Raw genomic sequence first — 25518 nt, forward strand, 5'->3', positions numbered from 1 at the left:
CGAATCTGCTCCTTATGCTTTTGCTTCAGCTAATGCTGGCAATGAATCTTTAGGGGCTTTAACTGTACGAATAACGTTGTATGCCATAATAAACATACCAGTTAAGAAGAATACACCACCAATAAAGCGTACAAAGTAGAAAGGATAAGATGCTTCTAAGCTTTCTACAAAGCTGTAGGTTAATGTACCGTCAGCGTTAACTGCACGCCACATCAGACCTTGCATCACACCTGAAATCCACATAGATACTATGTATAAAACAGTACCGATAGTTGCTAACCAGAAATGCACATTCACTAAATTAGTGCTGTACATGCGTCCTTGATTAAATAACACCGGAATTAGGTGATATAAAGAACCAATCGACACCATAGCAACCCAACCTAACGCACCTGAGTGAACGTGACCTACGGTCCAGTCAGTATAGTGAGATAAGGCGTTAACGGTTTTAATTGCCATCATTGGACCTTCGAAGGTAGACATACCATAGAAAGACAACGAAACAACTAAGAAACGAAGTACTGGGTCAGTACGAAGCTTATGCCACGCACCAGAAAGCGTCATAATACCGTTGATCATGCCACCCCAAGAAGGTGCGAACAAAATTAACGACATAACCATACCTAAAGACTGAGTCCAGTCAGGTAGGGCAGTGTAATGTAAATGGTGAGGACCTGCCCAAATGTACAATGCAATCAATGCCCAGAAGTGAACAATTGATAAACGGTAAGAATACACTGGACGACCCGCTTGCTTAGGTACGAAGTAATACATCATCCCTAAGAAACCTGCTGTAAGTAAGAAACCTACCGCATTATGGCCATACCACCATTGCACCATTGCATCTACAGCGCCTGAATACATTGAGTATGACTTAGTCAAACTCACAGGAACTGCCATCGAGTTAACAATGTGCAATACAGCAACCGTAATAATGAAAGCACCAAAGAACCAGTTAGCCACATAGATATGTGATGTCGTTCTTTTTACGATAGTGCCAAAGAATACAACCGCATAACATACCCAAACAACGGTAATTGCGATATCAATAGGCCATTCTAGCTCTGCATATTCTTTACCTGAGGTAAAACCTAAAGGTAATGTAATAGCAGCTGAAAGAATAATTGCTTGCCAGCCCCAGAAAGTAAATGCGGCTAATTTAGGCGCAAATAAACGGGTTTGACAAGTACGTTGCACAACATAGTAGGATGTAGCGAAAAGGGCTGAAGTACCGAACGCAAAGATAACCGCATTGGTGTGTAATGGTCGTAAACGACTATACGTTAACCAAGGAGTTTCAAAGTTCAGTTGCGGCCAGATTAACTGAGCAGCAATCAATACACCCACTGACATACCAACAATACCCCACAAAACTGTGGTTAAGGCAAATTGGCGGACAATAGTGTAGTTGTAATCAGCGCCTGTAGACTGGGAATGGTTCATCATAATGCTTCCACGGCTTATTACTTTTACTTATATTATTGGTAAAGTATAACTTTACCTGTTTAGTTGACATAAAGTGCTATGTAGACTGACTGTCTTTTTTATCACTTATAGTCAAGGTGTTACCTCGTGAATTTGATATCTATCACTTGGCTGTGTAATGATACTTGAGCTAGATCAAAAAAGAAACTTAACTCGGGTGCTGAACATTGATCTAGATCAATGTCTGAAAGATAATGTTATCAATTTGAATCATTAGGTTAAAAATTGTGCAAAAACGTTTTAAGTACGGACTGATGTTATTTTCGTTATGTTTTTTAATAGCATGCGAGCCTAAATTCGAGACAAAACCAACTCAATTAGCAGTAGACCTTAGTCTATGTGATTTTTACACTGGAAATTGTATTAAAAATGTTAATGAAGTGGCAGTGCAACTTTCTTTTGCACAACCTGACGCGCCAAGTGAAAAACCTATTGATCTGACAGTCACATTTTCCAATGCAGTCAGCGATGTAAAGATGTCGATAGAAGGGCGAGACATGTTTATGGGGGTGATCCCTGTATTCTTAAACACAGATGATAAACAAACGTATCAATCGCAATTAATCTATGGGTCGTGTAGTAGTGGCTATATGGTTTGGCGGGCAAATATCACTTTTGATTACCAAGGAGTAACCCGACAAGTCTGGTTTGATTTCTTGGCGGACGCTCAACCTTAAGACCGAGTTAAATATCTACCCAATGGATTTTTATTTGTTCAAAAATCTCAATATTATCAATAAAAAGAGCTAATAAATCTGGATCGAAATGGCTACCTGAACATCTAGTCATTTCAGCGAGCACTTCACTTAATGGCCATGCTTCTTTATAACAACGTTTATGTACTAATGCATCAAACACATCTGCTATAGCCACAATTCTTGCGAAAATGTGAATATCTTTACCTGATAAGCCATACGGATAACCACTTCCATCAAACTTTTCATGGTGTTGAAGTGAGATAATTGAAGCCGCTTTTAGAATAGGCCGCTCAGAGTTGGCCATTATTTGATGCCCTATAATAGGGTGCTGCTTCATGATATCCCACTCTTCATCGTCTAATTTACTTGGCTTAAGTAAGACAGAGTCAGGTGTCGCAATTTTACCAACATCATGCATAGGTGAAGCGCGTTTGATCAAATCTGCATCCCTTTCAGACAAGCCAGCAAGCAAGGCAAGCTCATAGCAGTATCCAGCCATTCTTTTAACATGATGCGCGGCTTCTTTTGACCGACTTTCAACCACATCTCCCAAGCGTAAAATTAATTCCGATTGTGTATCTTCTACTTCTTGGTTTAGTAAAAGATTTTCAAACGCTACACCAACATTTATCGCAAATATATCAACGAGTTTTTTGTCTAAATCACTTATTTTATCTAGACCGTCCATGTACAAAATGTTTATCCATTTACTGGATTTAGTCGGGAAATAGCCAATAAAGCAATTGTTTTCATAAAGGCAGCGTTTCTCATCTAATGCGCGATTCAATAAAGACATAATTTCTTGAGGTAATGCCTTTCCATCACAATCTTGATATCTTCCAGTGCCGGCTAAAATTTCAATGTCTTTGTTATCAACATGGCCACTCATCGCATCAATAGCATTGCAAGTTAAGAGGAGAGTTTCGTTTCTGAGGTTTAAAAGTGAAGCAACTTGATTCAATAATCCATCTGCAAATCGATGTAGAGTACGAAGTTCAAATAAGCCTGAAGTGGCTTCTAAGACTCTTTCTAAACCTTGGCGATGTTGAGCTTGAGCAACTCTGGCTTGTTCTATTTCCATTATGTCACGATAAGAGCGTAGGGCAGAGTACACGCTAGTCATTAGTTTGCGAGAATCTAGTTCAGCTTTTGCCTTGTAATCATTGATATCATAATTAACAATCACATCTTCTTCAGGGGCTTGCCCTGGTTGTCCGGTACGCAAAATGATTCGCATTGTCCGGTTTTTGAGATCATCGCGGATCCATTTTATTAATTCTAATCCAGCGTGATCGCTTTCCATTACAACGTCTATAAAGGCAATGGCAATATCTTTTTCTGTCTCTAATAATTCTTTGGCCTGCAATCCACTGTAAGCATTTGAGAATGCCAATGATCGACCATCTAACTTAAAGCGAGATAAAGCTAACTTAGTGACAGAGTGTATGTCAGGTTCGTCGTCAACAATCAATATCTTCCATGCCGGTAAGTCTAGTGATTGCTCATTGCTTTTGTTTGCTGAAAATAAAGGCTTTTTCTTCGAGATTTCAAAAAGCATTTTCACCTCTCTACAAGACGATGTATAAACATATTCTGGTTTAAGTGTAGACCACTTATTAATACGTAGAATGAAATGTGCAGTGATCACATAAATATTTAATATCTCTCAAATGCATTTGATAATCATTATCATCTGAGTATAATGATTCAAATGTTTTTTTAGGGGGAAATGGCATGAATACAGTGAATATTGGTTTGAGTGAGACGAAAATTGCTCAATTGATTAACGAGGGGCATCTGTGTGCGGCAGATATTCAATGTCTTGATAAGTCGAGTAAAAAAATTATCTGGCAGTTATGTTTATGGTGTTGTCAAAAGCGAATTTATTGTAAACAAGTTGCATGTCATCAGGATGAGCATCAACAGAGTCAGGCCACCTTATCACCAGTATATTAGTGAAATATTTAATCATCTTTAATTAAATATCAGCGACTAATAATAGAAAAAATGCTTTTAATTAAACGCGGTACGCAGTGTGTTCTTTAACTGTTGAAGTTAATTTCTGACGGATTGCAATGCAATGTCTCAATCAATTAGATTGCTGATATTCTCATTCGTTTCAATATAGTATCAGCATTATTAATCACTTTTCCCAATTAAAGTCTATCAAGAAGATGTTCAGTAAAGCTGGGGTTCATCGTATTTAAATATGGAAAGCCGCGCGGACATTTTACCAACAAACCGCATACACTTATCTAGGCGGTAAATTTCCAGTGCAATTAACCTTACAAGTCGCCAGCCAAGCTGAAACATATCCAGCCGGTGAATACACATTGGATAGCGCTAACTTTATCGTTAACAACTTTGGCTGCCTTGAGTTTAAACGCTTCGGGTAAACACTCAGCAAAGTACCCAAGCAAACAAGCAGCGACGCGATAACTACCAAATAAGGGGATTAACCATGGACAATGATGCAGAGCACATGATGGAAACGTTTAATCTTGCACCTAAACAGATCATTACCTATCACATATCCTGGTGGTGTAACCATGGTCACGCGCCAAGATAAACCTGAACTACAGTGTGATGATTGCCATAAGTCGTCATGGTTCGACCAATGCGCGTCGTTGTTCATTGCATGTGAGCACTGCAACGGCCATTTAAGTTTATTCACAGAAGAAGCGCCATTCCGGCATAAATAGCCCCCATCACTACACCTACACATAACTGCGTACAATGTATATTATGTTAAATAGAGTGTGTATGCATTACATCATATGCCCTTGTGTGCTTAAACAGTACAGCGATAAAGGTTGTTATTAATTAACATAGGTTTTAAATTGAATTTTCTTAAGCAGCATTACATCACGGTAATAAATTAGGGACAACTTATGAAGTTTCACGCCATCATTACCTTAGTCGTATTTTCTGTATTACCTGTTAGTCTGCATAGCTACGCTAAGTCACTTTTATCAAGCAGTAATGATTCATCTGCAGTTGATACTGCTTTATCAAATAACACAGCACCATGGATTAATACGATAAGGTTGGCAACAACAAAAGCTATAGATGAATCATTATTACCTTTCAGTGGTAGCGTGATTCTGTTAAATAATGGGCTTCCGGTGTTGGCATTACAAAAAGGTCATGCTATTTCCCCTGATTCTAGTTTTGTCATTGCGTCACTCTCTAAACAGATCACGGCAACTTTGATTTTACAAGCGGTTGATGCAGGCAAGCTTAATTTAAACCGCTCATTAAATAGCTATCTCTTTAATGAGGCAATACATAATACTACTGCTCAAACGAGCCATAGCCTGCCGAATCCCCAGAGGTATGACTATAGAATATCCATACATCATCTTTTGAGTCACACATCAGGTGTTGCTGAGTTAGGCAAACCGAATCGATTTGAACCTGGCAGCCAATTTGAATATTCGAATGTTGGTTATGCTTTGCTAGGTGAGTTGCTCGAAAAGATCAATCAACAATCATTTTCTAGTCAGATTTCTCAATTTTCTCAGGTAAATAGCCTCAATGCACTTTATGCTGAAGTAGGCAGTATTGATGCCATTCGAGAGCGATTACCTTCGCTTGCCGTTGGATTCAATGAATCAGATACGTTAATTCCGTCTAATATCGTTATTGATGAATCATTACTTGCTGCTGGCGGCTTGATTGCATCAGCAAAGGCTTTTGCATTATTTCAGCACCAATTACATTCAGGTAAATTTTTAAGTCATGAAAGTTATGAATTAATGACCCACCCTCATACAAATATAAAATTTTTATGGCCTGATATGAGCTACGGTTATGGTCTGAGGATTAATCGACAAGGTGGCCTCACAGAGTACAGTCATACGGGCTACTTACCAGGTTACATGTCTATGTCACTCCACTATCCTGAGTTTAATTTAGATCTTGTGATGTTAGAAAACATATCGTTGAATCTAGATGACCTTAACCGTGTGTTTCAACTTCATAACCAGATACGTGAAAACATTCGGGAACAACTACTGGCTATCAAATAGTCGCTCTTTTTTATTTGCATTTAAGCTTTATGCTATTGAATAATGAAGTAATTTATTCTTGTTTGGATAGATTGTGTTTATGCAAGCTGTATTGGTAAAGTGATAAATTGTACATCTATCATCACTATGTATCAAAGCTTGTGCCTTTAGCATTTAATGGCAGGAATTGACTGCCATTGGGTTGTGTATTGCGGGGTGAGCAGTTCTCGCCGCATAGCCCATTTATGTTCAATGCCTTGGGCGGCTAGAAATAAGGTGTCTGTGCCATAGCGTTGATTTATGCCATCAAGCGCATTCATTAACGCCGGATTAGCCTTAGGAGGGTTAAATAAATCCAGTTGTACATGTTTTTGACTGGTTAAGTTAATTAAACCGACACCTATTTTATAATAACGTACACCTAACCTAAACAGTTTAGGCGCTGCTTCTGTCATTGCTTTGGTTAATTCAGCGGTACAATGAGTCGGGCAAGCAAAATAAACCAGTGCTTTAAAGCTGACGGGATGCTCATCATAGGGTGAGTTATTGGCAAACAGCATCATGGTTTTACAATGCGAGCCTTGACGCCTCGCTTTTGCTGCAGCAATAGCTATATGTTTACTTAACGCTTGCTGCAAAGAGTCATAATCGACAATACGCTCACCAACACTGCGAGTAGAAAAGATTTGCTGTTTATCTGCCCTCGCCTCATCCCAAACTTTACACACCTGACCGTTTAACTCACGCACCGTACGTTCAATTTCAATACTGAATTGCTTACGGGCTAACCCATTTGGCATATTGGCTAAATCAAAAGCGGTGTTGATATTCATTAGGGCTAATTTTTTGCTTATACGTCGACCTATGCCCCATACCTCTCCTACCGCCATCGACTGCAATATATTCACTCGCTTTTGTTCGTTATCTATGACGCAAACACCTCGGTAACCAGGAAGTTTTTTAGCCGCGTGATTTGCCACTTTAGCCAGGGTTAGTGTGGCCCCGATACCGATACAAACTGGCAAACGAGTCTCTTTCCAAACAGCTCTGCGTATAAGCTGGCCCTGGGAATGTAAACACTTGATGGCTGGATAAGATTGTTTAAAAGATAAGAAACTTTCGTCAATTGAATACACGTGCTGATCTGGAGCAAAACGGCCAATAACATTCATCATTTTCATGGATAAATCAGCGTAAAGTTCATAGTTGCTTGAGCAAACAATAACGCCCTGCTTAACGCATAAATCTTTTACTTGAAAATAAGGCGCAAATTTAGGCACACCTAACTCTTTGGCTTGTCGATTAGCCGCTACAATACAACCATCATTGTTACTTAATACAATGATGGGTTTACCGCGCCAATCGGGACGAAAAACCTGCTCTGCACTGCAATAAAATGAATTAGCATCAACTAAGGCAAACATGGTTTACCCACTTAAGATTGGTTGACTAGTAATGGACTTTGACGATGACAACGAATAGAACGGATCACCACACCTTCTATATTGAATGAGTCATAGTCATTAATAACCTGTGGTTGATACATTTCATTCGATGAAAGTAGCATTCGGCGATTTTTATCTAAAATTTTACAGACAAACTCGCCATTGAAATTAGCAACGATCACATCGCCATGACGTGCGGTTTCATAGCGATCTACAATTAATAAATCGTCATAAAAAATACCGCACCCTTGCATTGAATCTCCTTTAGCAATACCAATAAATGTCGCATTTGGATGCTCAACAAGCAGCTCATCTAAGCTTAAAGATAATTGTAAGTACTCAGATGCAGGCGACTCAAAACCGGTAATCCCCGCACTGGCATGAATAGGAATAATACGCATAACAACAACCACTGTTTATATATACAGTTATTTTAGGTTGTTTTAGCCTTTATGCAAAGTTTTTATTAGAAAATTTCGAGTGCAAACTTAAACCATTCAACAAACAGCGGATTAGGCTTAGACAGAAGTCGTGTTATGGTTTTATAGCGCTCAATGAATAAACTAATGGCATCGGGATATTATCGTTAAGCAGTTGATAGCGAGGTGTGGAATGGTTGTTGTTTTGAGTCAGTCCGGCAAAGCAGTTGTAGGGACTATAGTCAAATTCATTAAAATGCTTTAGCTGTAAACCAGCACAAAGTAAGGCATTGATAACTTCGCTGATGGGATGTGCCCATGTGATAACGGTATGTTTTTCACCGGTACAATTTTCTGTATAGGTGCCCTCTTGTGCAACATCGGGCTGCTGATGATTAAAATAAGCGTAACCTTCAATAATATCGTGAAATGGATGAAACTCAGCCATGTAAAAAATGCCACCTGAGGCTAAGTTATCCGCAATCGTTTGAGCCCACAGTGATAAATTAGGTAGCCAGCAAATGACACCAAAAGAGGTAAAAACAATATCAAAGTTCGCTTTGGCAGTGTGTTCGAATGAACAAACGTCATGACAAACAAATCTAGCATTTAACTCAGTTTTAGCCGCTAATTCGTTGGCTTTATCTATTGCTTTATCGGATAAGTCGACACCTGTTACTATTGCCCCTTTTCTGGCGAATGAAAGGCTATCAAGTCCAAAGTGACACTGCAAATGCAGTAACTTCTTGCCAGTAACATCACCCAATTCAGCCGTTTCGATTTCAGTTAACGATGACGATCCCTGTAAAAAATTGTCAATGTTGTAAAACTTTGAAGCAACATGAATATCAGTGCGAGCGTTCCATGTTGCTTTATTGGTGGTGAGGTAATCTTTACATAAATCCATTTAGTTTGGTCCTACAAAAAAACCGGGCTATTGCCCGGTGTTATCATGTAAAAATGCTATTTATCAATCGGCATCTTGCTTAATGAATGTTTAATGGTATCCAGCTTCATGGTATTGCGTATTTAAAGGTATTGAAAAAATATCATACGAGTACTGATATTTAGTCACATTAACGACTAAGCGTAAATTTACTGACAATGTTTGTCATGGCGCTAGCATCATTGAGTAATTGGTCATTTAATTCAGATATTTGCTGTGCGGTTTCTCTAGTATGTTGATATATCTCACTGATTTTAAGTGCATTACGGTTAACCTCTTCAGCTACAGCAGATTGCTCATGGGTAGAGGTAGCAATTTGCTCATTCATACTGTCAATAACACCAACATGCTGAACGATAAGATTCAGTTCTTTACCTGCATGTACAGCTTCTTCAACGCTTTGTTGGGCTTGGGTTTGACCTCGCTCCATTGCCTGCACCGCTAATGATGCCCCAGATTTCAATTTATCTGTCATGCATTTAATATCTTCTGTCGATTTTTGCGATCGTTGAGCCAAGGTTCTAACTTCATCTGCTACAACCGCAAATCCTCGACCTTGCTCACCTGCTCTAGCCGCTTCAATTGCCGCATTAAGTGCCAATAAATTAGTTTGTTCGGCAATTGAACTGATCACATCCAGTAAGGTGACAATATCCTGTACATCTTTATCTAATGTTTGAATAGCCGCAGCAGCATCGCCAATTTCAACGGCTAAGATTTTAATTGCATCACTGGTTTTGCTAACGTCGCAGTTACCCGCTTTAGCTTCTGAATTGGCTTGAGTGGATGCCTCGGAGGCTTGCACTGCATTGGCTGCAATTTGCGTTACCGTAGCGCTCATTTCTGTCATTGCAGAAGCAACTTGCTCAGCTTCGGCGGACCCTTGAGAAACATCACTTTGCATTGAGTGGGTAAAGCCATTCATTGTTTCCACAGCATTAACGAGCGTTATGGCATTTTTTCTCACTTGATCAATGATGGTCTCAAATTCATTCATCATGCTATTAAAAGATGATGCTAATTGGCCAAATTCATCTGAGGTTTGATGCTCAATCCGTGACGTTAAATCGAAATTTGCGCCAACATGGGTAATGGTTTTTTGCACTTTGCGTAAGCTGACATGCAAATATTTTGAAATACTCATAGTGACTGAAATAACAAATGCAAGTGCGATTATTAATGCAAGTAAAGATGTCAACATATGCTGGGAAGCATTATCTAAACTAGATTGGGCAGATTGTTTTAGCATTTGTGTAAGCTGATTTTCAATATCTTTTAAGCCATTAATGCGTGCTGTTGATGTTTTAAACCATTCTTCAGGCGATTGTTGCTGAATGTTAGCAGGCTCTTGTGAAAAACCGATTTCACGCATCTTATCAACATCAGTAAAGGCTGATGAACTTAATGCGCGTTGATATAATTGTGCTTCATCAGGCTGAGCGGATGCTAAAAATCGTTCTGCATAGGTGTTTTGTTCGGCCACAAGGGTAATAAATTTACGATACACACCTGGTTTAAACCCTTGTTGTCCAAAGGTTGAACTTAAAACGGCTCTTTCTATACCTGCACGTTCTTTAGCTTGTAAGAAGGCTGCAAAAGATTTTAATCTTAATGCTAGATCACTAATTTGGGTCTCGGTCGCAGCATCATCAACCATAGACAAAAGAAGCGTATTCATTAAGGTGTAATACTTTACTTCATCAGCCACCGAGACTGTCAATGAATCGACAGAATCTCTCATTGAGTTGAGTTGCGTTAAGGCTTGTGATACTTGATTCAGTTTAGTGTTGAATGCCTGAGGTAATTCGACATTAGCAATGAAATCGTTAAACAGCTGCAACTGTTGATTGGTTAGCTGGCGTTGTTGCGGTAAATTATCTTTAAAAGCTTTACCCTGTGAACCAATAAATCCTGCACTCATACCGCGTTCTTTTTGTAACTCATGGACAAATGCGCCATTAGTCACCGCAAGTTCAGTTAACGACATGATAAGGGTTAGTTGTTGACGAGTTTGATACTTATTATGAACAAACATGCCGCCGTAAATGATAGAAATACAAAGAGGAGGAATAGCTAACAATGCAAGTTTTTGAAAAATTTTAAGATTACCAATCCATTGCCAATTCATGTGTATCCCTACTGTTTTTATGAGAGTTTATTCTTTCAGTATTAATCTATATCGGTCAAACCGCTACAAAACTAAAGTGTTAGATCACAAAATAAGTGCATATTTGTGAATTCTGTCATGTATTTAGGCTAATTTTAAACAAAAATCAATGATGAGGCTTGGCCATTCGTCAACATCAGCCATATTTGTTGCCTCGTGTAATTCAGCTAAAGGTAACAAATCAGCTAGGGTGGTCGCGCAGGATAAAGGATGGTTTGCATCATTATCCCAGGCTAAAATTAAGCAAGGAATGTTTAACTGTGCAAGTTGCTGAGGGGTGGGAAAATCATTTTCTGCTGCGGCTAAAAATATGGCTTCAAGACTTGAACGTTTCATGCTTTTTAAGCCATCCAACATACCCAGCACACTATGTTTGTGCGCATCTACTAGCCATGAAGGTAACATTCTATCAATGTGCTTAGCGTTGATTTTGGCAAGCCCTTTTCCACCAAGCATTTTTGCGGCTTTGGCCACTTTGATATAGTAATCGCGTTGTGAGGTTCTTAATTCCCAAGCGGTAGGTGGATTCATTAAAATGAGTCCTTTTACCCTATCAGGTTTATTCAATGCAGCAAACAAACTACTGCCGCAGCCCATTGATTGACCACCTAAAATGACCGTTTGATTACCCAGTACGTTAAGTGTTAATTGCTGTAAATCATTTGCAAGGCTAGTCCACAAATAATTTGATTTGTTTGTGGATGACGCAGAAAGACCATGACCACAGGCATCATATCTCAATAATGTCAGTTTTTTAGGAAATCGATGCCATGCATAAATTCCAAGAGCATCTTCACTTTGCATGCAACCTAATAAACCATGCGACCACACAAGAGGCTGACCAAAACCAGTGGAACAATAATTAAACTTACTTATATCAAACGACTGTGTCATAGAGCCTCCCTTGCTAATGATTACCTGATTATCACCCGCCTTTAACGATTTCAATAAGACGACTTATAAATGCTTCAACGGCATCTTGGTCATCAAACTTAAAAGCTAAACCATAATGAACTTCTGACACTCCCTTATTACGACGAGTCGGAAAACGGGTCATTTGCGCATTATGATGATAATCGTATTTTGCATGTACACCATTAATGGTAGCTAATTCGCCAGAAAAAACCTCAAAAGCGGGTCTAATTATCAGTAATGGTGTTTTAGCGTCAAGGTGTAAATAGACGGCTTCTTTCAATTCGGGCAACATAAATTCAGTAACATTTTTAATATTAAAATTGCTACGGCAAAGCATTTTTGTCATTGTTTGAACAACTTGTTCGTGAGTTAAACTCATATTGGTCTCTCATATTTAGTCATAGATTGAGTCTACATCCCTGAAAACAAAAAGCCCCGAACTTTCGTTCAGGGCTTGTTCATTTTCAAGAGCCGGAATTAGCCTTCAATACCTTTACTTGCAAGGAACTCATCATATGTTCCTTTAAAGTCATTAATACCTTTTGAGGTGATTTCAATAATACGTGTAGCCAAAGATGACACAAATGCACGGTCGTGTGATACGAAGATCAAAGTGCCTTCGTAAAGTTCTAATGCATTATTCAATGACTCAATCGATTCCATGTCCATGTGGTTAGTCGGTTCGTCGAGCAATAGAATATTAGGTTTTTGCATGATAAGTTTACCAAAGTACATGCGCCCTTTTTCACCACCAGATAAAACTTTAACTGACTTTTTAATGTCGTCTGATCCAAATAGCATACGACCTAAAATGCCACGTACCGATTGATCATCGTCATTTTCTTTACGCCATTGGCTCATCCACTCGAACAAGGTCATGTCGTTAGCAAAGTCAGCTTCATGATCCTGTGCATAATAACCAATGTTGGAGTTTTCAGACCATTGAATTGTCCCTTCATCCTGCGGGATGTCGTGAACTAAAGTACGTAGTAAGGTTGTTTTACCTATACCGTTTTCACCTAAAATAGCAATACGCTCACCGACTTCAACCATTAAGTTTAAGTTGCTGAATAATGGCGCATCATAGCCTTTAGCAAGATTTTCAACGATTAATGCATTACGGAATAGTTTCTTTTCTTGTTCAAAACGAATAAACGGATTGACACGACTTGATGCTTTAATCTCATCAAGTTTGATTTTATCAATTTGCTTGGCACGAGATGTTGCCTGTTTTGCTTTTGAAGCATTAGCAGAGAAACGCGCGACGAATGTTTGTAGTTCCGCAATTTGGGCTTTTTTCTTGGCATTATCAGATTGCAAACGTTCACGCGCTTGCTGTGCTGCCATCATGTATTCATCATAGTTACCTGGGTAAACACGTAATGCTCCGTAATCTAAGTCAGCCATGTGAGTACAAACTGAGTTTAGGAAGTAACGGTCATGCGAAATGATGATCATGGTGCTGTTACGTTGGTTTAGCATGTCTTGTAACCAACGAATGGTATCAATGTCCAAGTTGTTGGTAGGTTCGTCAAGCAGGAGTAAATCTGGGTCAGAGAAAAGTGCTTGAGCCAATAACACACGTAATTTGAAACCAGGTGCAATTTCACTCATTAAACCAAAGTGTTGATCAGTACCGATACCAACACCTAATAGTAGGTCACCCGCACGAGATTCTGCGGTGTAACCATCCATTTCTGCAAATTCCATTTCAAGTTCAGCAACTTTAATGCCGTCTTCTTCACTCATTTCAGGAAGCGAGTAAATACGATCGCGCTCAAGTTTCACTTTCCACAGTTCACGGTGGCCCATGATGACCGTATCAACAACCGAGAAGGATTCATAAGCAAATTGGTCCTGATTCAATTTACCCATACGCTCGTTAACATCTAACGATACGTTACCGCTTGATGGCTCTAAATCGCCAGCAAGAATTTTCATAAAGGTGGATTTACCACAACCATTTGCGCCAATTAAACCGTAGCGATTTCCGCCACCAAATTTAACAGAGATGTTTTCAAACAGTGGCTTTGCACCAAACTGCATTGTGATATTAGCTGTAGTAATCAAAATGAAATTCCAAATCGGGTTGTCTGCGAATGCCGTACTTTAGCAAGCATAGTTGACAAAATAATGACCTGCACCATGCAAGGCATAGACAAAAAAATATTAAAAATGAAGCAAAAATAAGCGCTGTATTATAGAGATTTTTGCTTGAGGTATCAACCAAAAGCCCAGCTTTGAAGATAAACAATGATATTGAGTGAAATGATGGCAAATAAAGCAATACAGCAAAATAATCAATTCAACACTAAAGCAAAGTTAATTCGCTTTAGCGTTGGTATCTAAATGAATTACTTCAGGTAATCAATGATGTAATCCAGGGCTCCGGTAATTGCTGCTACCTGAGCGTCGTTACATTCCTGTGTGGTAACCAAAGGACTGTCAGGATAAACCTCTGTGGTGGTATTGAAATGATTATTTGTCATTCCGGCACATAAACCCAGTTTTTTAGTTGGATAATTAATGACTCCAAACTGCTCTATCGCAACGCCGATTAATTCACCATCGTCATCCGGGGCAATATGGGTAATTTTTTGCACTGATTCAATAATGGCTTTTTGAAACTCAGGGCTAGGATTATCAGAATCCCCGACTAGATAAAACCCATCCGGAATTAGTCCCTTTTCGTAGTTTTTACCATCACGAGCTGAAAGCGCAGGACGAAATTCTAACTCATCAGTATCAGTTGTCTCATGTAAATCAATATGGGCATAAATATCACCCAGTGTTGCGACAAACGACATTAATGCGGCCGACTCATTGGCTGGACTGTTGGCATAAAATGAGCGATTGGGATCAACAGCATAAGGATTCCAACGATTGATTGTTTCGTATCCCCATGGGCTGACACAAGGGGCTACAGCAATATTAAAAAATGATTGATAAAAAGAGGCTTTTGTTTTTAAAAATTGGATAGCACCATGCACACCACTGGTTTCATAACCATGAACACCACCGGTCACTAAAATGGTTTTTTTATTGTCATCCCAGTTTTTAGATTTGAAGGCAAACAATGGGTATTTTACGGGTTCAAAATCAAGGGCTCCATAATTAACCATTTCAAAAATATCGGTTAAATCAGAAAACTGGCTTACTACCTCATCATGATAACTACGCTTAATGGTCACTTGCTCAAGCCATTGAGCCCTTTCATGTTCATTCCAAGGCTGTCCAGGTGTTCCTATGGGGAAAAATACGTCTTGTGTCATAAATGCTCTACCCTTGCTAAAGTAATGTCTATATTAATGGCACGAATTCTAACTGATTGAATATCTGATATCTATTAACCAAGGTTTAATGCGCGTTGAAAGACTGTAAACGACGGATAACTACTCGGGAATTGATATTTTTTATGTAAATTTCACGACATAAAACAACCATTTGCCAATATGAATCTCGATGATACTATTGAGATAAATACAGCATTGATAAGGAATATCATTGAGCATAAAAAACCAGAGTAAATTGCAACGTTTTGGTGAGCTCCAGCAAGCTCGTGTCATCGCCTTGTTTTCGTTAGTTGGCATGTCAATCACCTTTCTCATGATGTGTTTTGCAATTAAGAATGCAAACATCACACTTGCAATCAGTTTACTATTTGCCAGTGCTGTATATGGGGTTGCTTTTTATTTGGTTAACAATAAAAACCATGTAAAATTAAGTTCTTACATCATTATTTATTCACTTTATGCTTTGATGCTGTATCTTGTTTATTCTGGAGGCGTTGCCTCTACTGGCCCGTTATGGATTTTTATTGTTCCTCCTGTATCTTTGTATGTACATGGCTTACGCCGAGGCTTGATAAATATCACCGTTTTTGTTTTGCTGATTTGCTTAATCATGTTTATTCCGCAATCAGTTTACGCCCATGCCATTTACCCGATCGAATTTAAACTGCGTTTACTTTACTCGTTTCTGACAATCAGCTTTTTATCCGCTTTGTATGAATATTCAAGAAGTCAGCTTTATAACAATGCACTGGAATTAAATCAAAAATTACACCATTTAGCCCATTATGATGATTTAACGGGATTACATAACCGTCGTGATGCCCAACGTAAATTGAATAAAAAAATTGCTGTGGCTGATACATCCAAGCCATTGTCTATTTTATTATGTGATATTGATTTTTTTAAGCTGGTAAACGATAAGTACGGCCATAGCGCTGGAGATGCTGTGCTCACTGAATTATCACAAGTGTTTAAAGCATCACTTAGAGAAACGGATTATGTAGCACGTTGGGGAGGTGAAGAGTTTTTGTTTATTCTGGCACAAACAGATCAAGCTGCGGCATTTGATGTGGCCGAACGATTAAGGTGCGCTGTTTTTAAACATACGGTTAGTCTTGATGATGAAGATATTAAAGTCACTATCAGTATTGGTATTAAGGAATATCAGCAAGATTTAACCAGTGATCAGCTGATTAATGATGCCGATAAAGCACTATACGAGGCCAAAAGGTTAGGCAGAAATCGATCGATACCTGCCTGATAATTTATCATTCTTGATAATACTTCACACAATTCCTACCATCTGATTTTGCCAGATACAGTTGTTTATCTGCCCTTGCCAGTAAAGTGTCCAGATCATCGCCTGTTTTGAACTTTGAAACACCAATAGAGACTGTGATATGCCCTAAGTTTTGTTTGGTTTCTTTACCTATGGTTAATTGTTTTGCACAAATACGTTCACGTAATTTTTCAGCGACCATTAATGCGTCTGCTATTTTAGTGTCAGGCAGCATGATAATGAACTCTTCACCACCATAGCGTGCGACAAAGTCATCCCCTTTAACCGCATTCTTAAGCGCAAGCGCAACGTAGGCTAACACCTTATCACCAATAAGATGGCCATAGGTATCGTTGAAAATTTTAAAGTGATCAATATCAATTAACAGTAAACAACAATCAACCTGTGCTTCTTGAAAGCGCGTGAGCTGTTCCAATGCGAAGGTCTCATAAGCTCGACGGTTATTTAACGAGGTTAATTCATCTGTCATTGCGACTTTGCTTAAGTTATCCATTTCACCTTTAAGATTATAAAGCTCTTCGCCAAGGGTAGATAAATCGGCTTTCATCTTGGCATTGTCGGCGATGACCTGATCGACCTCTGCCACTAAATTTAATACTAAATCACTGAGCACTTCAGCTGTTGGATTTTGCTGTAATTGGTCACCAAATTGATGCAAGTTGTCACCAAATGAACTTGTGCCTTCCGTTATTTCATCAATTTTATTGAATAGACTTTTGATCAGAATTTGGGTTTCAATTTGTACGTTTTCGATAATTTCTGGACTACGCTCTTCAATAAATCGATTATAAAGCCCCGCATTCACGTTATGTGTAAAGACGACTTTATTCGCAATTAACCCATCAATGGCACGTTTTAAGTTTAAGTTTGTTTCTGCGAAATAATCGTACCAGATTGCATAATTTTCAGGGGTGACAGGAATATTAAGATCTGTCATTTTCGGCACTGCTAATCTCAGTATATCTGCAGTTTGTTCTATATTTTGGTTATGTTGTATCATCTACGATTGCCTAAGAATATCTTTCGTCATGTTAAATCTTATCACCATGTTATGTCATACTTGTTGCAGGAAAACAAATGTTTACCTGTAATATGTTATTGCCAATTTACGTAATTGTCTCAAAATTATAAACAATCAAAAATTGAGATTAATTTTAAAAAAATTTAACCCTTTTCATTATTAATTACGTTTACACTTATCTTTACTGAATGAAATCATTTAAAAGTCTTTAAAAATTAAGGCTTTCTACAGAGGTATTTATGCTTAAAACATCACATATTATTGCTGGATTGATTGGATTGGGTTTTGCTGTGTCTGGAAGTGCAATGGCTACAAGTCCTGTAAAACAAGAGCAACTTAATACTCCTTCGATTCAAGCCGAAATATTTACTGGCACTCAGCCGAGTACCTCAGATCAAATTAGCATGTTTCCTGTCGCGGCAGAGGGCATGCAACAACATGTTATAACGTTACCGAAATTAGCAAATGAAGAAGATTTTCTGATAGAGATTCAAATTGGTCAAAATAAACTTGTTGATTGTAATCGACACAGATTAATGGGTGAAGTGCAAAAAGTCACTCTTGAAGGCTGGGGTTATGATTATGTAAAAGTAGATAAGATCATGTCAGGCCCAAGTACAATGATGATGTGCACTGAACCTAAAACAACCCAATTTGTCATGTTAGGAGAGAGCATTAAGGTAAATTACGATAGTCGTTTACCAAAAATATACTACTTACCTGAAAATACTGAATTACGATATCGTATATGGCGCGCTGATGGCCCTTTTACTTTCAGTAAGTAATATTAGGTATCACTATTTCTATTAGCTCGGCTTCAACGCCGAGCTAAATTTTAGTTTTGGTTAAAACCTTCTTACACGCACTACTTGCATGGTTTCAACTTTGAAACCCGCGATGGTTTCCTCTCTTGGGTAATAGGTTAAATTGACTTTTTGGCCTGTTAAGTTTTTATATTTTTTATTACGACGATACTTAAAAGGTACGTCATAGCCTTTTACCATCAAAGTTTGTAAAAACCATTCTCCTTGCTCGCGTTGAGTATGCGATTCAACAGTTACCCCCTCGCTGTGGATCAAATTAGAATGTTTCTTAAGTAATTCATCACTATCAGTAGTCATTTATCCTCCAAAGTGTTTATAGCATTAGCGATATCTTGATAGCGCCATTCACTTAACGCACCATGCCCAGCTAAATTTTTCACCTTCAATCTAGCAAAAATCGGCACACTCATACCCGCTAAAAATTTAATGATTGTGTTATGGGTAACAGTGATATTTTTACTGGCAACGTGTTGTTTCAATTCGTCGATATAGTGTTTCAGTTTAACATCGTCAATGACTTGGTTAATTTGAGTTATTGGTAACTTTGCTGGTAATCCATCACACACACTACAATGTTGGCAATAGATTGGAGCATTTTTATCATCAAAATAGCGGGCTAAGTTATGTGATAAACAAGACTCTAGCTCAAAAAAACGTACCAATTGGGCTATACGTTGGATTTCTTTATTTTGTTTATCTTTAAAGTAACGCTGCATTTGTTCTGCAATTGAATGCTGAGCAAGGTTGACCATATTAACATGAAATACCTGGGTCATTTTTTTTGTTTCTAAAATAATCAGATCTTGCTCTGCTAAATATTCCAATGCTGCAACAATCTTTGCGCGAGGAGCTTGTGTTGCTTGATGTAGACCATCAAAATCTAATTGGCCCCAGATCTTTTTAAACTGGGTATGATCAAAAATATGTTGCAAAAAATCGGCCCTAGATGGGTTAAAACGGCTAAGCAGTTCAGATTTTTCGACTAAAAGTTGATATTTAAAATCGGCAAAATAGGCAAAGCTGGGGGCTATAATGTCCTGTAATTCAAGTTGCACTAATAACGTTTTTAATGGCAAGGTTTTAATGTTACAGGCTTTTGAAAGCGCTAATTCTTGCATCTCCCATGTGCCTGTTTTATCGGTTTCCTGTTTAATGATATTAAGTAATGATTCAATATCTACTAAATCAGGGGTATCTGCATATACAAAGTTTTCGAGGGTGTTTAAACCATCTAAATTCGCTAAGGTGATACAAGTTGATGGCTGAGCATCTCGTCCGGCACGGCCAATTTCTTGGCTGTAATTCTCAATCGATTTGGGTAAATCATAATGAATCACAAAACGTATGTCTGATTTATCAATCCCCATACCAAATGCGATGGTTGCTACAATCACTTGCACTTGATTGGACATAAATTGTTGCTGAATTCGTTGCCTTGTTTCGGTATCCATTCCAGCATGGTAGGCACAGGCATTAACGCCCGCGACTTGAAGATATTGAGCAACCTGCTCAGCAGTCTGTTGAAGCGTAACATAAACAATACCACTGCCAACTAGGCGGCTAATATTGCCAGATAAAGTAATATTTTTATTAGCTTGAACCACAGGCTGAATTTGTAAATTAAGGTTATTACGATAAAACCCCGTTTGCACTACATGTTGCGGTTCAATATCAAACCGAGCACACATGTCCATTTTAACTTTCTTAGTTGCTGTGGCGGTCAGTAATAGCACTTGGGGAATAGCGTATGTACGACAAATTTGGGGGATTTTTAAATAATCAGGCCTAAAATTGTGTCCCCACTCTGAAATACAATGCGCTTCATCAACCACAAGTTGAGATATAGTTATTTGTGTTAGAAATTGTCTAAATCGCTCGTTTTTAAAACGTTCAACGGAAACCATTAAAATTTTGCAATCACCTTGTTTGACCGATTGCATCACAGATTGAATTTGTTGTTGATTTAAACTGGAATCAATACTCGCGGCGTGAATACCTTTTGACTTCAAAAATAACAGTTGATCTTGAATTAATGCTAATAGTGGTGAAATAACTAAGGTGACGTGGGGTAAATTCAGCGCACTCAGTTGATAACACAAAGACTTACCAGAGCCGGTTGGAAATATAGCTAGGGTGGAATGACCGTCAATGACTTGCTGGATCGTGGTTAACTGCCCTTCCCTAAATGAATCAAAACCAAAAAACTGTTGTAACTGAATTGATAAAGTGGCGCGGTTCTGATGTTCAAACATGGGTTATCCTAATGTCATCGTCTATTCAGTAGAGGGGTGTTTCCTCGCAATATATTTATTGATCAATTCAGTTAATTTATCTTCAAAAAATTCTTCTAGTTGACTAAGTTCTGCATTACAGGCTTGAACGTATTTAGTCGCTTTGTCTTTGGTTAGAATTTTACCCGCTAGACTGTATTGTGCTTCATCTAGGCTTTTATCAAATCTTGGGGTCAACTGCCACTGACAAATATCAGCATTAAGTGATTGCAATGCCTTCTGGGCAATAATACAAAACACTTCTATATGATCTATACCATCAGGTCCCAAACATCCAGGCTCAAGTCTGTATAGGATCACCAATTTATGATTAACACTATTTGAACCTTGGTTAGTGGCTCCATCACTCATGGCTTTAATTGTCCTTGGAAGAAATAAAATCTCATTAACTGTCTTTATCTTACTGCTTCTATAGGCTAATCGCGAATAATTTAGTCGTTCAAAGCACTTATTTAGCTGCCTGCAGAGCATTTTTATACTGCATTTCAAACTCGATAATGGGTGTAAGTGTTTCTTTGGCTCGACGATTTCGGCCAAGTAATGAAGATTCAACAAACAAATCAAACCACTTTTGAAGCACGACACCGTTAAGACGCTCGCCTGCGGCTTCAATTGCTAACGCCGCAACTTCAGCCGTACCCAATTGGAATTCATGACTGCCTTTACGTAATGCATAAGTCGCTAACATTTCTGGCGCGAAAGATAGCACTGGCATCTTTTGTAGGTAAGGACTTTTACGGTACATTTTGATTGCTTCACGCCAACTACCATCCAACATCACCAGTAATGGTCGCTTGTTGGATAAATTTTCATTAGTTATCTGACGAATAACTGATTGATCATTTTCAATGTATTGCTCAGGAAAAATCAAATAAGGTTGGTAAAGATCACTTTCGAGTAAAGCTAGCATTTCTTGTGCTGGCTCGGTTCTATTCCACAAAAATGCATGTGTGTCAGGAATCAAATCAGCAATTAATCTACCGGAATTAGTGGGTTTTAGTACTTCATCATCATACATTATCAACATAAAACTGAGTGTTGAATTAAGTGTTCGACGAAGATGGCAGGTACAGAATTGCACGCCAAGTAAGCATAAATCACAGCGAATGAGCTTTTTGCCTCTGGCGCCAAAAGGCTTTATTGATAGTGATTTTCTATACTGATATAACTGGTGGACGGCGTGCGGTGATGCTATTGACTTGTCAGTCATAACCTTGGCTCATGTAATGAAAAAATCACCACTGTTGACAGTGATGATTTTGTAAAAATTATTATGCCATTATAAAATACGTTTAAGCAAAAAGTCTGCTTTTAATCGCCGAATACGATTCATAATTTTTTGAACCGGTTGAGGGTAAGTTCGCAAAGAATCTAATTGGCTGTAATGAAATAGCCTTTCAGTGTGTTGCAAAATATGCGCTTGTTCATCTGTAAATTGCTGTTTCCAGCTTCCCGATTCGTCATGCAATAGTAAGCCATTTTCAAGATCAAGCGCCCAAGCTCTTGGGTTTAGATTAGAACCCGTGATCAAATGTTTCTTGTTGTCACAACTAATTCCTTTTAGGTGATAGGAATTATGTTCATGTTTCCATAAGTAGATGCTGAGTAAACCCGTCTCTATAGCCCATTGTTGACGTTTAGCAAACTTACGTAAAGATTGCTCATACATATACGGCAAAGCCCCGATAGTTGAAAAATCTTTTTCGGGTGGGATATAAAAATCGTTAGCGGTTTTATCGCCAACGACAATATCAACTTTAATCCCCTCTTTTAACTTTTTAGTGATGACTTTGGACAAGGCTGCAGGGGGATTAAAGTAAGGCGTACAGATGAATAAATGCTTTGTTGCACTATCAACTAAATCAATAACCGCTTGGTTTAGTAAATTATCTTTTTTACCTAAGCCAATTAACGGCGTAACTCGATTTCCCGTACGAGTTGACACATACTCATATTTTGCTTGAGCTAAACGACCTTTAAAACTGCGAATGTCATTTTTCTCACCAACAACTTCAGTGTCAGCGGGTTGAGTTAATGCAGCTACAGCAGGATCATTACTGATAAACTTCTGGATCATGCCACGCATGCTTTTAGCGAGTTCAGCACTCTTGATAACATGGTAGCGATCAAAACGATATTTATCGCCCTGTTGCATATAAATATTATTAATACTTGCACCACTGTAAATCACAGTGTCATCGATGATGAATCCTTTTAAATGAAGGACACCCATAAATTCACGAGACTTAACTGGTACACCCAAAATGTCAATTGGGTATTTAGCTTCAGCAATGGCTTTGCGATATAAAATATAATTACCACTGTCACCTTTTTGGCCAATTAATCCGCGCCGAGCGCGATGATAGTCAACAAGGACTTTAACATCTAACTCAGGATTACGCGCTTTAGCATCCAGAAGTGCTTGCAGTACTTCTCTGCCAGCTTCATCATCTTCAAGATACAAAGCCGCGATATAAATTGATTGTTTAGCTGAAGCAATGTGGTTCATTAACGTATTTTTGAAATTTTCGGGCGTTAATAACCAACTGAGTGCATCAGGTGATAGTGAAATTCCACCTAGCTTATCCAGCAAGGCTACCTCCTTAAAAATGTTTACCATTGCGATAGTAACGTTCACGATCTAATACGTGAAACATAACAGCGATATCTTTAATTGAATCGTCCGCTGTTGTTAGGGCATCGCGAATAGCGCATTCGACAGCATCTTGAATGGGTTTCTCACGGGGAAACCAAAATATCTCAACCAAAACGAATTTCAAAAAAGGTGTAGTACCTGTGAATTGTTTTGATGCTAATAACTCTAGCGTATAACTATTTCTCGTGTTACCGCAGATATTTGATAACTGTTCAAATAGTGAGTCGCTTATGTTCTCGGCAATGTACGGACTTACTCCGCGTATTGTTAAATGAGGCATCTCGCTAACTCGAATGATGAATAAATTGGCATAGAAAGTACCGATTTAACATCTAATGAGCAAGAAATTTCTGATAAAACACATCAAACAAGCGCACCTAACGCCTAATTTATATGCATTTGTGTCATTGGTTAAGTAAAAACGCATTTAATGTTTATTTGATGCAAAGCATTTCAAAACGCAACAATATGACGTAATTTAGTGGTTATGTTGTTCAAACTTAGTATCATTATGCGTTTAGCTAATATTAGCCGTTTCATATTCCCTTATTTGTTATTAACAACTGCTAGTTTTTCGTTAACCCTTGTTCATTCAGCTGAATCATCAGCAATGTTACCGCCCGAAGATCAACAACATGTTATGGCATTGATGGATTTTATCACTCCGAACCAGTCTTTAGTGGCGCTCAGCATTTGGGATTTAAGTGATAATAGAAATGTCTATCAACAAAACGCAGATGCACTGATGAATCCTGCTAGCATTCAAAAAATACTGACCGCATTAGTGAGTGCAAAACAGCTTGGTCAATCTTTCCGCTATCAAACCAGTTTATATACCGAAAAGCCTTTAGCCGTTGTAAATGGCATTTTGGATGATAATGTTTATGTTGAATTCTCGGGTGATCCTACTTTAAAACAGGGTGATTTGACTGATTTGATATCACATTTATCAAAGGCTGGAGTGAAGCAAATTAATGGTGACATTCATTTAATCGGCCATCAACAAGATCAACTTCAAGCACCTGGTTGGGTGTGGGATGATTTAGGTATTTGTTATGCTGCGCCTTTGTCGAGTTTTATCATCGATAAAAACTGCGTTTTTGCCCGTCTTAGTGCTAATGGAGTCAATAACACTGCAACATTAAAAGTGATGGGTAAAAGACCTATCTATGTTGAAAGTGAAGCGGTGTATACACAAACCAATCAAAGAGAAGTACCTTGTGATCTGCAGCTGTCACGTAAAGACAGTAATCACTTTATACTCAAAGGCTGTTATTCTGGGGCTAAATCGCTGCCTTTGGCAATTGCGGTTAGTGAGCCGCAAGGATATGCGGTAAATGTAGTTAACAGCATTTTCAAAAAGCATAATATTAGTGTTAACGGTCAAATAATTGTTGAGTCAAAACCACGAAATCCAACAGAATTAACCATCATTGCACAGCACTTATCAGCGCCGCTTACCGAATTGATTGATGAAATGTTACTCAAATCTGATAATTTAATGGCTGAAGCTTTATTACGTACCAGTGCAGAAAAATATTTTAATCACCCATTAAATTTTAATCAAACCACCAAAGCGTTTATTGCTATGTTGCAAGATCTTGGTATTGATTTAAGGATCGCCAATGTCGCGGATGGATCAGGCTTGTCACGTTATAATTTATTATCTGCTGAACACGTTATGTCGGTATTGAAAGTCATCGCAACTGATCCTAGTTATCAATTTCTTCTCAATAGTTTTCCAGTGGCCGGTAAAAGCGGTACATTAAGATACAAGCGATATTTCAACAAACCACCATTAAAAAACAAGGTTATGGCGAAAACGGGCAGTATGTTGGGTGTCGCAAATTTGGCTGGGCAGTTCGTTGCTTCAAACGGCAAAACGTATTTATTTGTGTTGATAGAAAATGGCTTAAGTCCACAAATCAAACGCAAACAAAAAGCGCCCTTTTCGGCAGTATTATTACAAGGTTTAATGGATATACCTTTAGTACAACACCCGCAAATGATGATTAAACCTTTATCTAAATGATCTTGAGAAATGACTC

Annotated in this window: 24 protein-coding genes; 7 read left to right on the forward strand and 17 right to left on the reverse strand. The window is 38.4% G+C overall.

Annotated elements, in window-relative coordinates:
- Window positions 1-12: 12 nt before the first annotated feature.
- Window positions 13-1446 carry a cytochrome-c oxidase, cbb3-type subunit I gene (gene ccoN, locus NE535_RS08280; RefSeq protein WP_261298169.1) on the reverse strand — a complete coding sequence of 478 codons (1434 nt, stop codon included), beginning with the start codon at window positions 1444-1446 and terminating at the stop codon, window positions 13-15.
- A 266-nt stretch (window positions 1447-1712) separates the two neighbouring features.
- On the opposite strand from ccoN, the gene NE535_RS08285 reads away from it, so the two are divergent.
- Complete coding sequence (locus NE535_RS08285) at window positions 1713-2162, forward strand: hypothetical protein (RefSeq protein WP_261298170.1); 450 nt, start codon at window positions 1713-1715, stop codon at window positions 2160-2162.
- A 7-nt stretch (window positions 2163-2169) separates the two neighbouring features.
- Here NE535_RS08285 and NE535_RS08290 read toward each other — a convergent pair whose 3' ends face one another.
- Complete coding sequence (locus NE535_RS08290; protein ID WP_261298257.1) at window positions 2170-3741, reverse strand: DUF3369 domain-containing protein; 1572 nt, start codon at window positions 3739-3741, stop codon at window positions 2170-2172.
- Between the two features lie 176 nt (window positions 3742-3917).
- On the opposite strand from NE535_RS08290, the gene NE535_RS08295 reads away from it, so the two are divergent.
- From NE535_RS08295 to NE535_RS08305, 3 genes are all read left to right on the forward strand, one after another.
- Window positions 3918-4139: a hypothetical protein gene (locus NE535_RS08295; protein WP_261298171.1), complete on the forward strand. Its 222-nt coding sequence runs from the start codon at window positions 3918-3920 to the stop codon at window positions 4137-4139.
- A gap of 251 nt (window positions 4140-4390) precedes the next feature.
- On the forward strand, window positions 4391-4579 hold the full coding sequence (locus tag NE535_RS08300; protein ID WP_261298258.1) for a G5P family DNA-binding protein: 189 nt from the start codon (window positions 4391-4393) through the stop codon (window positions 4577-4579).
- 495 nt (window positions 4580-5074) lie between these two features.
- Window positions 5075-6214 (forward strand): serine hydrolase domain-containing protein, encoded by a 1140-nt coding sequence (locus NE535_RS08305; RefSeq protein ID WP_261298172.1) that lies wholly within the window; start codon window positions 5075-5077, stop codon window positions 6212-6214.
- A 146-nt stretch (window positions 6215-6360) separates the two neighbouring features.
- On the opposite strand, the gene NE535_RS08310 is transcribed toward NE535_RS08305, so the two are convergent.
- From NE535_RS08310 to NE535_RS08345, 8 genes are all read right to left on the reverse strand, one after another.
- Entirely contained in the window at window positions 6361-7617 is a 1257-nt protein-coding gene (locus tag NE535_RS08310; RefSeq protein WP_261298173.1) for a Y-family DNA polymerase, read from the reverse strand.
- An 11-nt stretch (window positions 7618-7628) separates the two neighbouring features.
- Window positions 7629-8039, reverse strand: a complete 411-nt coding sequence (locus tag NE535_RS08315) for a LexA family protein (RefSeq protein ID WP_261298174.1) — start codon at window positions 8037-8039, stop codon at window positions 7629-7631.
- A 133-nt stretch (window positions 8040-8172) separates the two neighbouring features.
- A complete protein-coding gene (locus NE535_RS08320; protein ID WP_261298175.1) occupies window positions 8173-8964 on the reverse strand; it encodes a class I SAM-dependent methyltransferase in 792 nt (263 codons plus the stop codon).
- A gap of 169 nt (window positions 8965-9133) precedes the next feature.
- Complete coding sequence (locus NE535_RS08325; RefSeq protein WP_261298176.1) at window positions 9134-11131, reverse strand: methyl-accepting chemotaxis protein; 1998 nt, start codon at window positions 11129-11131, stop codon at window positions 9134-9136.
- Between the two features lie 123 nt (window positions 11132-11254).
- A complete protein-coding gene (locus tag NE535_RS08330; RefSeq protein WP_261298177.1) occupies window positions 11255-12064 on the reverse strand; it encodes an alpha/beta fold hydrolase in 810 nt (269 codons plus the stop codon).
- A gap of 31 nt (window positions 12065-12095) precedes the next feature.
- Window positions 12096-12464 (reverse strand): hypothetical protein, encoded by a 369-nt coding sequence (locus tag NE535_RS08335; protein ID WP_261298178.1) that lies wholly within the window; start codon window positions 12462-12464, stop codon window positions 12096-12098.
- Window positions 12465-12562: 98 nt separating this feature from the next.
- Window positions 12563-14155, reverse strand: coding sequence for an ABC-F family ATPase (locus tag NE535_RS08340; protein ID WP_261298179.1), 1593 nt, complete (start codon window positions 14153-14155; stop codon window positions 12563-12565).
- Window positions 14156-14439: 284 nt separating this feature from the next.
- Window positions 14440-15357, reverse strand: coding sequence for a M14 family metallopeptidase (locus tag NE535_RS08345; RefSeq protein ID WP_261298180.1), 918 nt, complete (start codon window positions 15355-15357; stop codon window positions 14440-14442).
- Window positions 15358-15589: 232 nt separating this feature from the next.
- Between NE535_RS08345 and NE535_RS08350 the strand changes: the two genes are divergently transcribed.
- Window positions 15590-16639, forward strand: a complete 1050-nt coding sequence (locus NE535_RS08350; protein WP_261298181.1) for a GGDEF domain-containing protein — start codon at window positions 15590-15592, stop codon at window positions 16637-16639.
- A 7-nt stretch (window positions 16640-16646) separates the two neighbouring features.
- Here the strand turns inward: NE535_RS08350 and NE535_RS08355 are convergent, their stop codons facing one another.
- Complete coding sequence (locus NE535_RS08355) at window positions 16647-17678, reverse strand: GGDEF domain-containing protein (protein WP_261298182.1); 1032 nt, start codon at window positions 17676-17678, stop codon at window positions 16647-16649.
- 260 nt (window positions 17679-17938) lie between these two features.
- Here NE535_RS08355 and eco point away from each other — a divergent pair, with 260 nt between their 5' ends.
- Window positions 17939-18484, forward strand: coding sequence for a serine protease inhibitor ecotin (gene eco / locus NE535_RS08360; protein WP_261298183.1), 546 nt, complete (start codon window positions 17939-17941; stop codon window positions 18482-18484).
- A gap of 60 nt (window positions 18485-18544) precedes the next feature.
- Here the strand turns inward: eco and NE535_RS08365 are convergent, their stop codons facing one another.
- From NE535_RS08365 to NE535_RS08390, 6 genes are all read right to left on the reverse strand, one after another.
- Complete coding sequence (locus NE535_RS08365; protein WP_261298184.1) at window positions 18545-18820, reverse strand: hypothetical protein; 276 nt, start codon at window positions 18818-18820, stop codon at window positions 18545-18547.
- The gene (locus NE535_RS08370) at window positions 18817-20775 is read right to left on the reverse strand and encodes a RecQ family ATP-dependent DNA helicase (RefSeq protein WP_261298185.1); all 1959 of its coding nucleotides are present in this window, start codon (window positions 20773-20775) and stop codon (window positions 18817-18819) included. The genes NE535_RS08365 and NE535_RS08370 overlap by 4 nt, the downstream gene beginning before the upstream one ends.
- 21 nt (window positions 20776-20796) lie before the next feature.
- Window positions 20797-21165, reverse strand: coding sequence for a hypothetical protein (locus tag NE535_RS08375; protein ID WP_261298186.1), 369 nt, complete (start codon window positions 21163-21165; stop codon window positions 20797-20799).
- Between the two features lie 97 nt (window positions 21166-21262).
- Complete coding sequence (locus NE535_RS08380) at window positions 21263-22024, reverse strand: tRNA-uridine aminocarboxypropyltransferase (protein WP_261298187.1); 762 nt, start codon at window positions 22022-22024, stop codon at window positions 21263-21265.
- Between the two features lie 69 nt (window positions 22025-22093).
- Window positions 22094-23407: a CDP-diacylglycerol--serine O-phosphatidyltransferase gene (gene pssA / locus NE535_RS08385; RefSeq protein WP_261298188.1), complete on the reverse strand. Its 1314-nt coding sequence runs from the start codon at window positions 23405-23407 to the stop codon at window positions 22094-22096.
- A 10-nt stretch (window positions 23408-23417) separates the two neighbouring features.
- A complete protein-coding gene (locus tag NE535_RS08390; RefSeq protein WP_261298189.1) occupies window positions 23418-23750 on the reverse strand; it encodes a DUF1904 domain-containing protein in 333 nt (110 codons plus the stop codon).
- Between the two features lie 231 nt (window positions 23751-23981).
- Here NE535_RS08390 and dacB point away from each other — a divergent pair, with 231 nt between their 5' ends.
- Window positions 23982-25502: a D-alanyl-D-alanine carboxypeptidase/D-alanyl-D-alanine endopeptidase gene (dacB, locus tag NE535_RS08395; RefSeq protein ID WP_261298190.1), complete on the forward strand. Its 1521-nt coding sequence runs from the start codon at window positions 23982-23984 to the stop codon at window positions 25500-25502.
- Window positions 25503-25518 lie beyond the last annotated feature (16 nt).

Origin of the sequence: Shewanella holmiensis (assembly GCF_025370255.1) — a bacterium.
Taxonomy (GTDB): domain Bacteria; phylum Pseudomonadota; class Gammaproteobacteria; order Enterobacterales; family Shewanellaceae; genus Shewanella; species Shewanella holmiensis.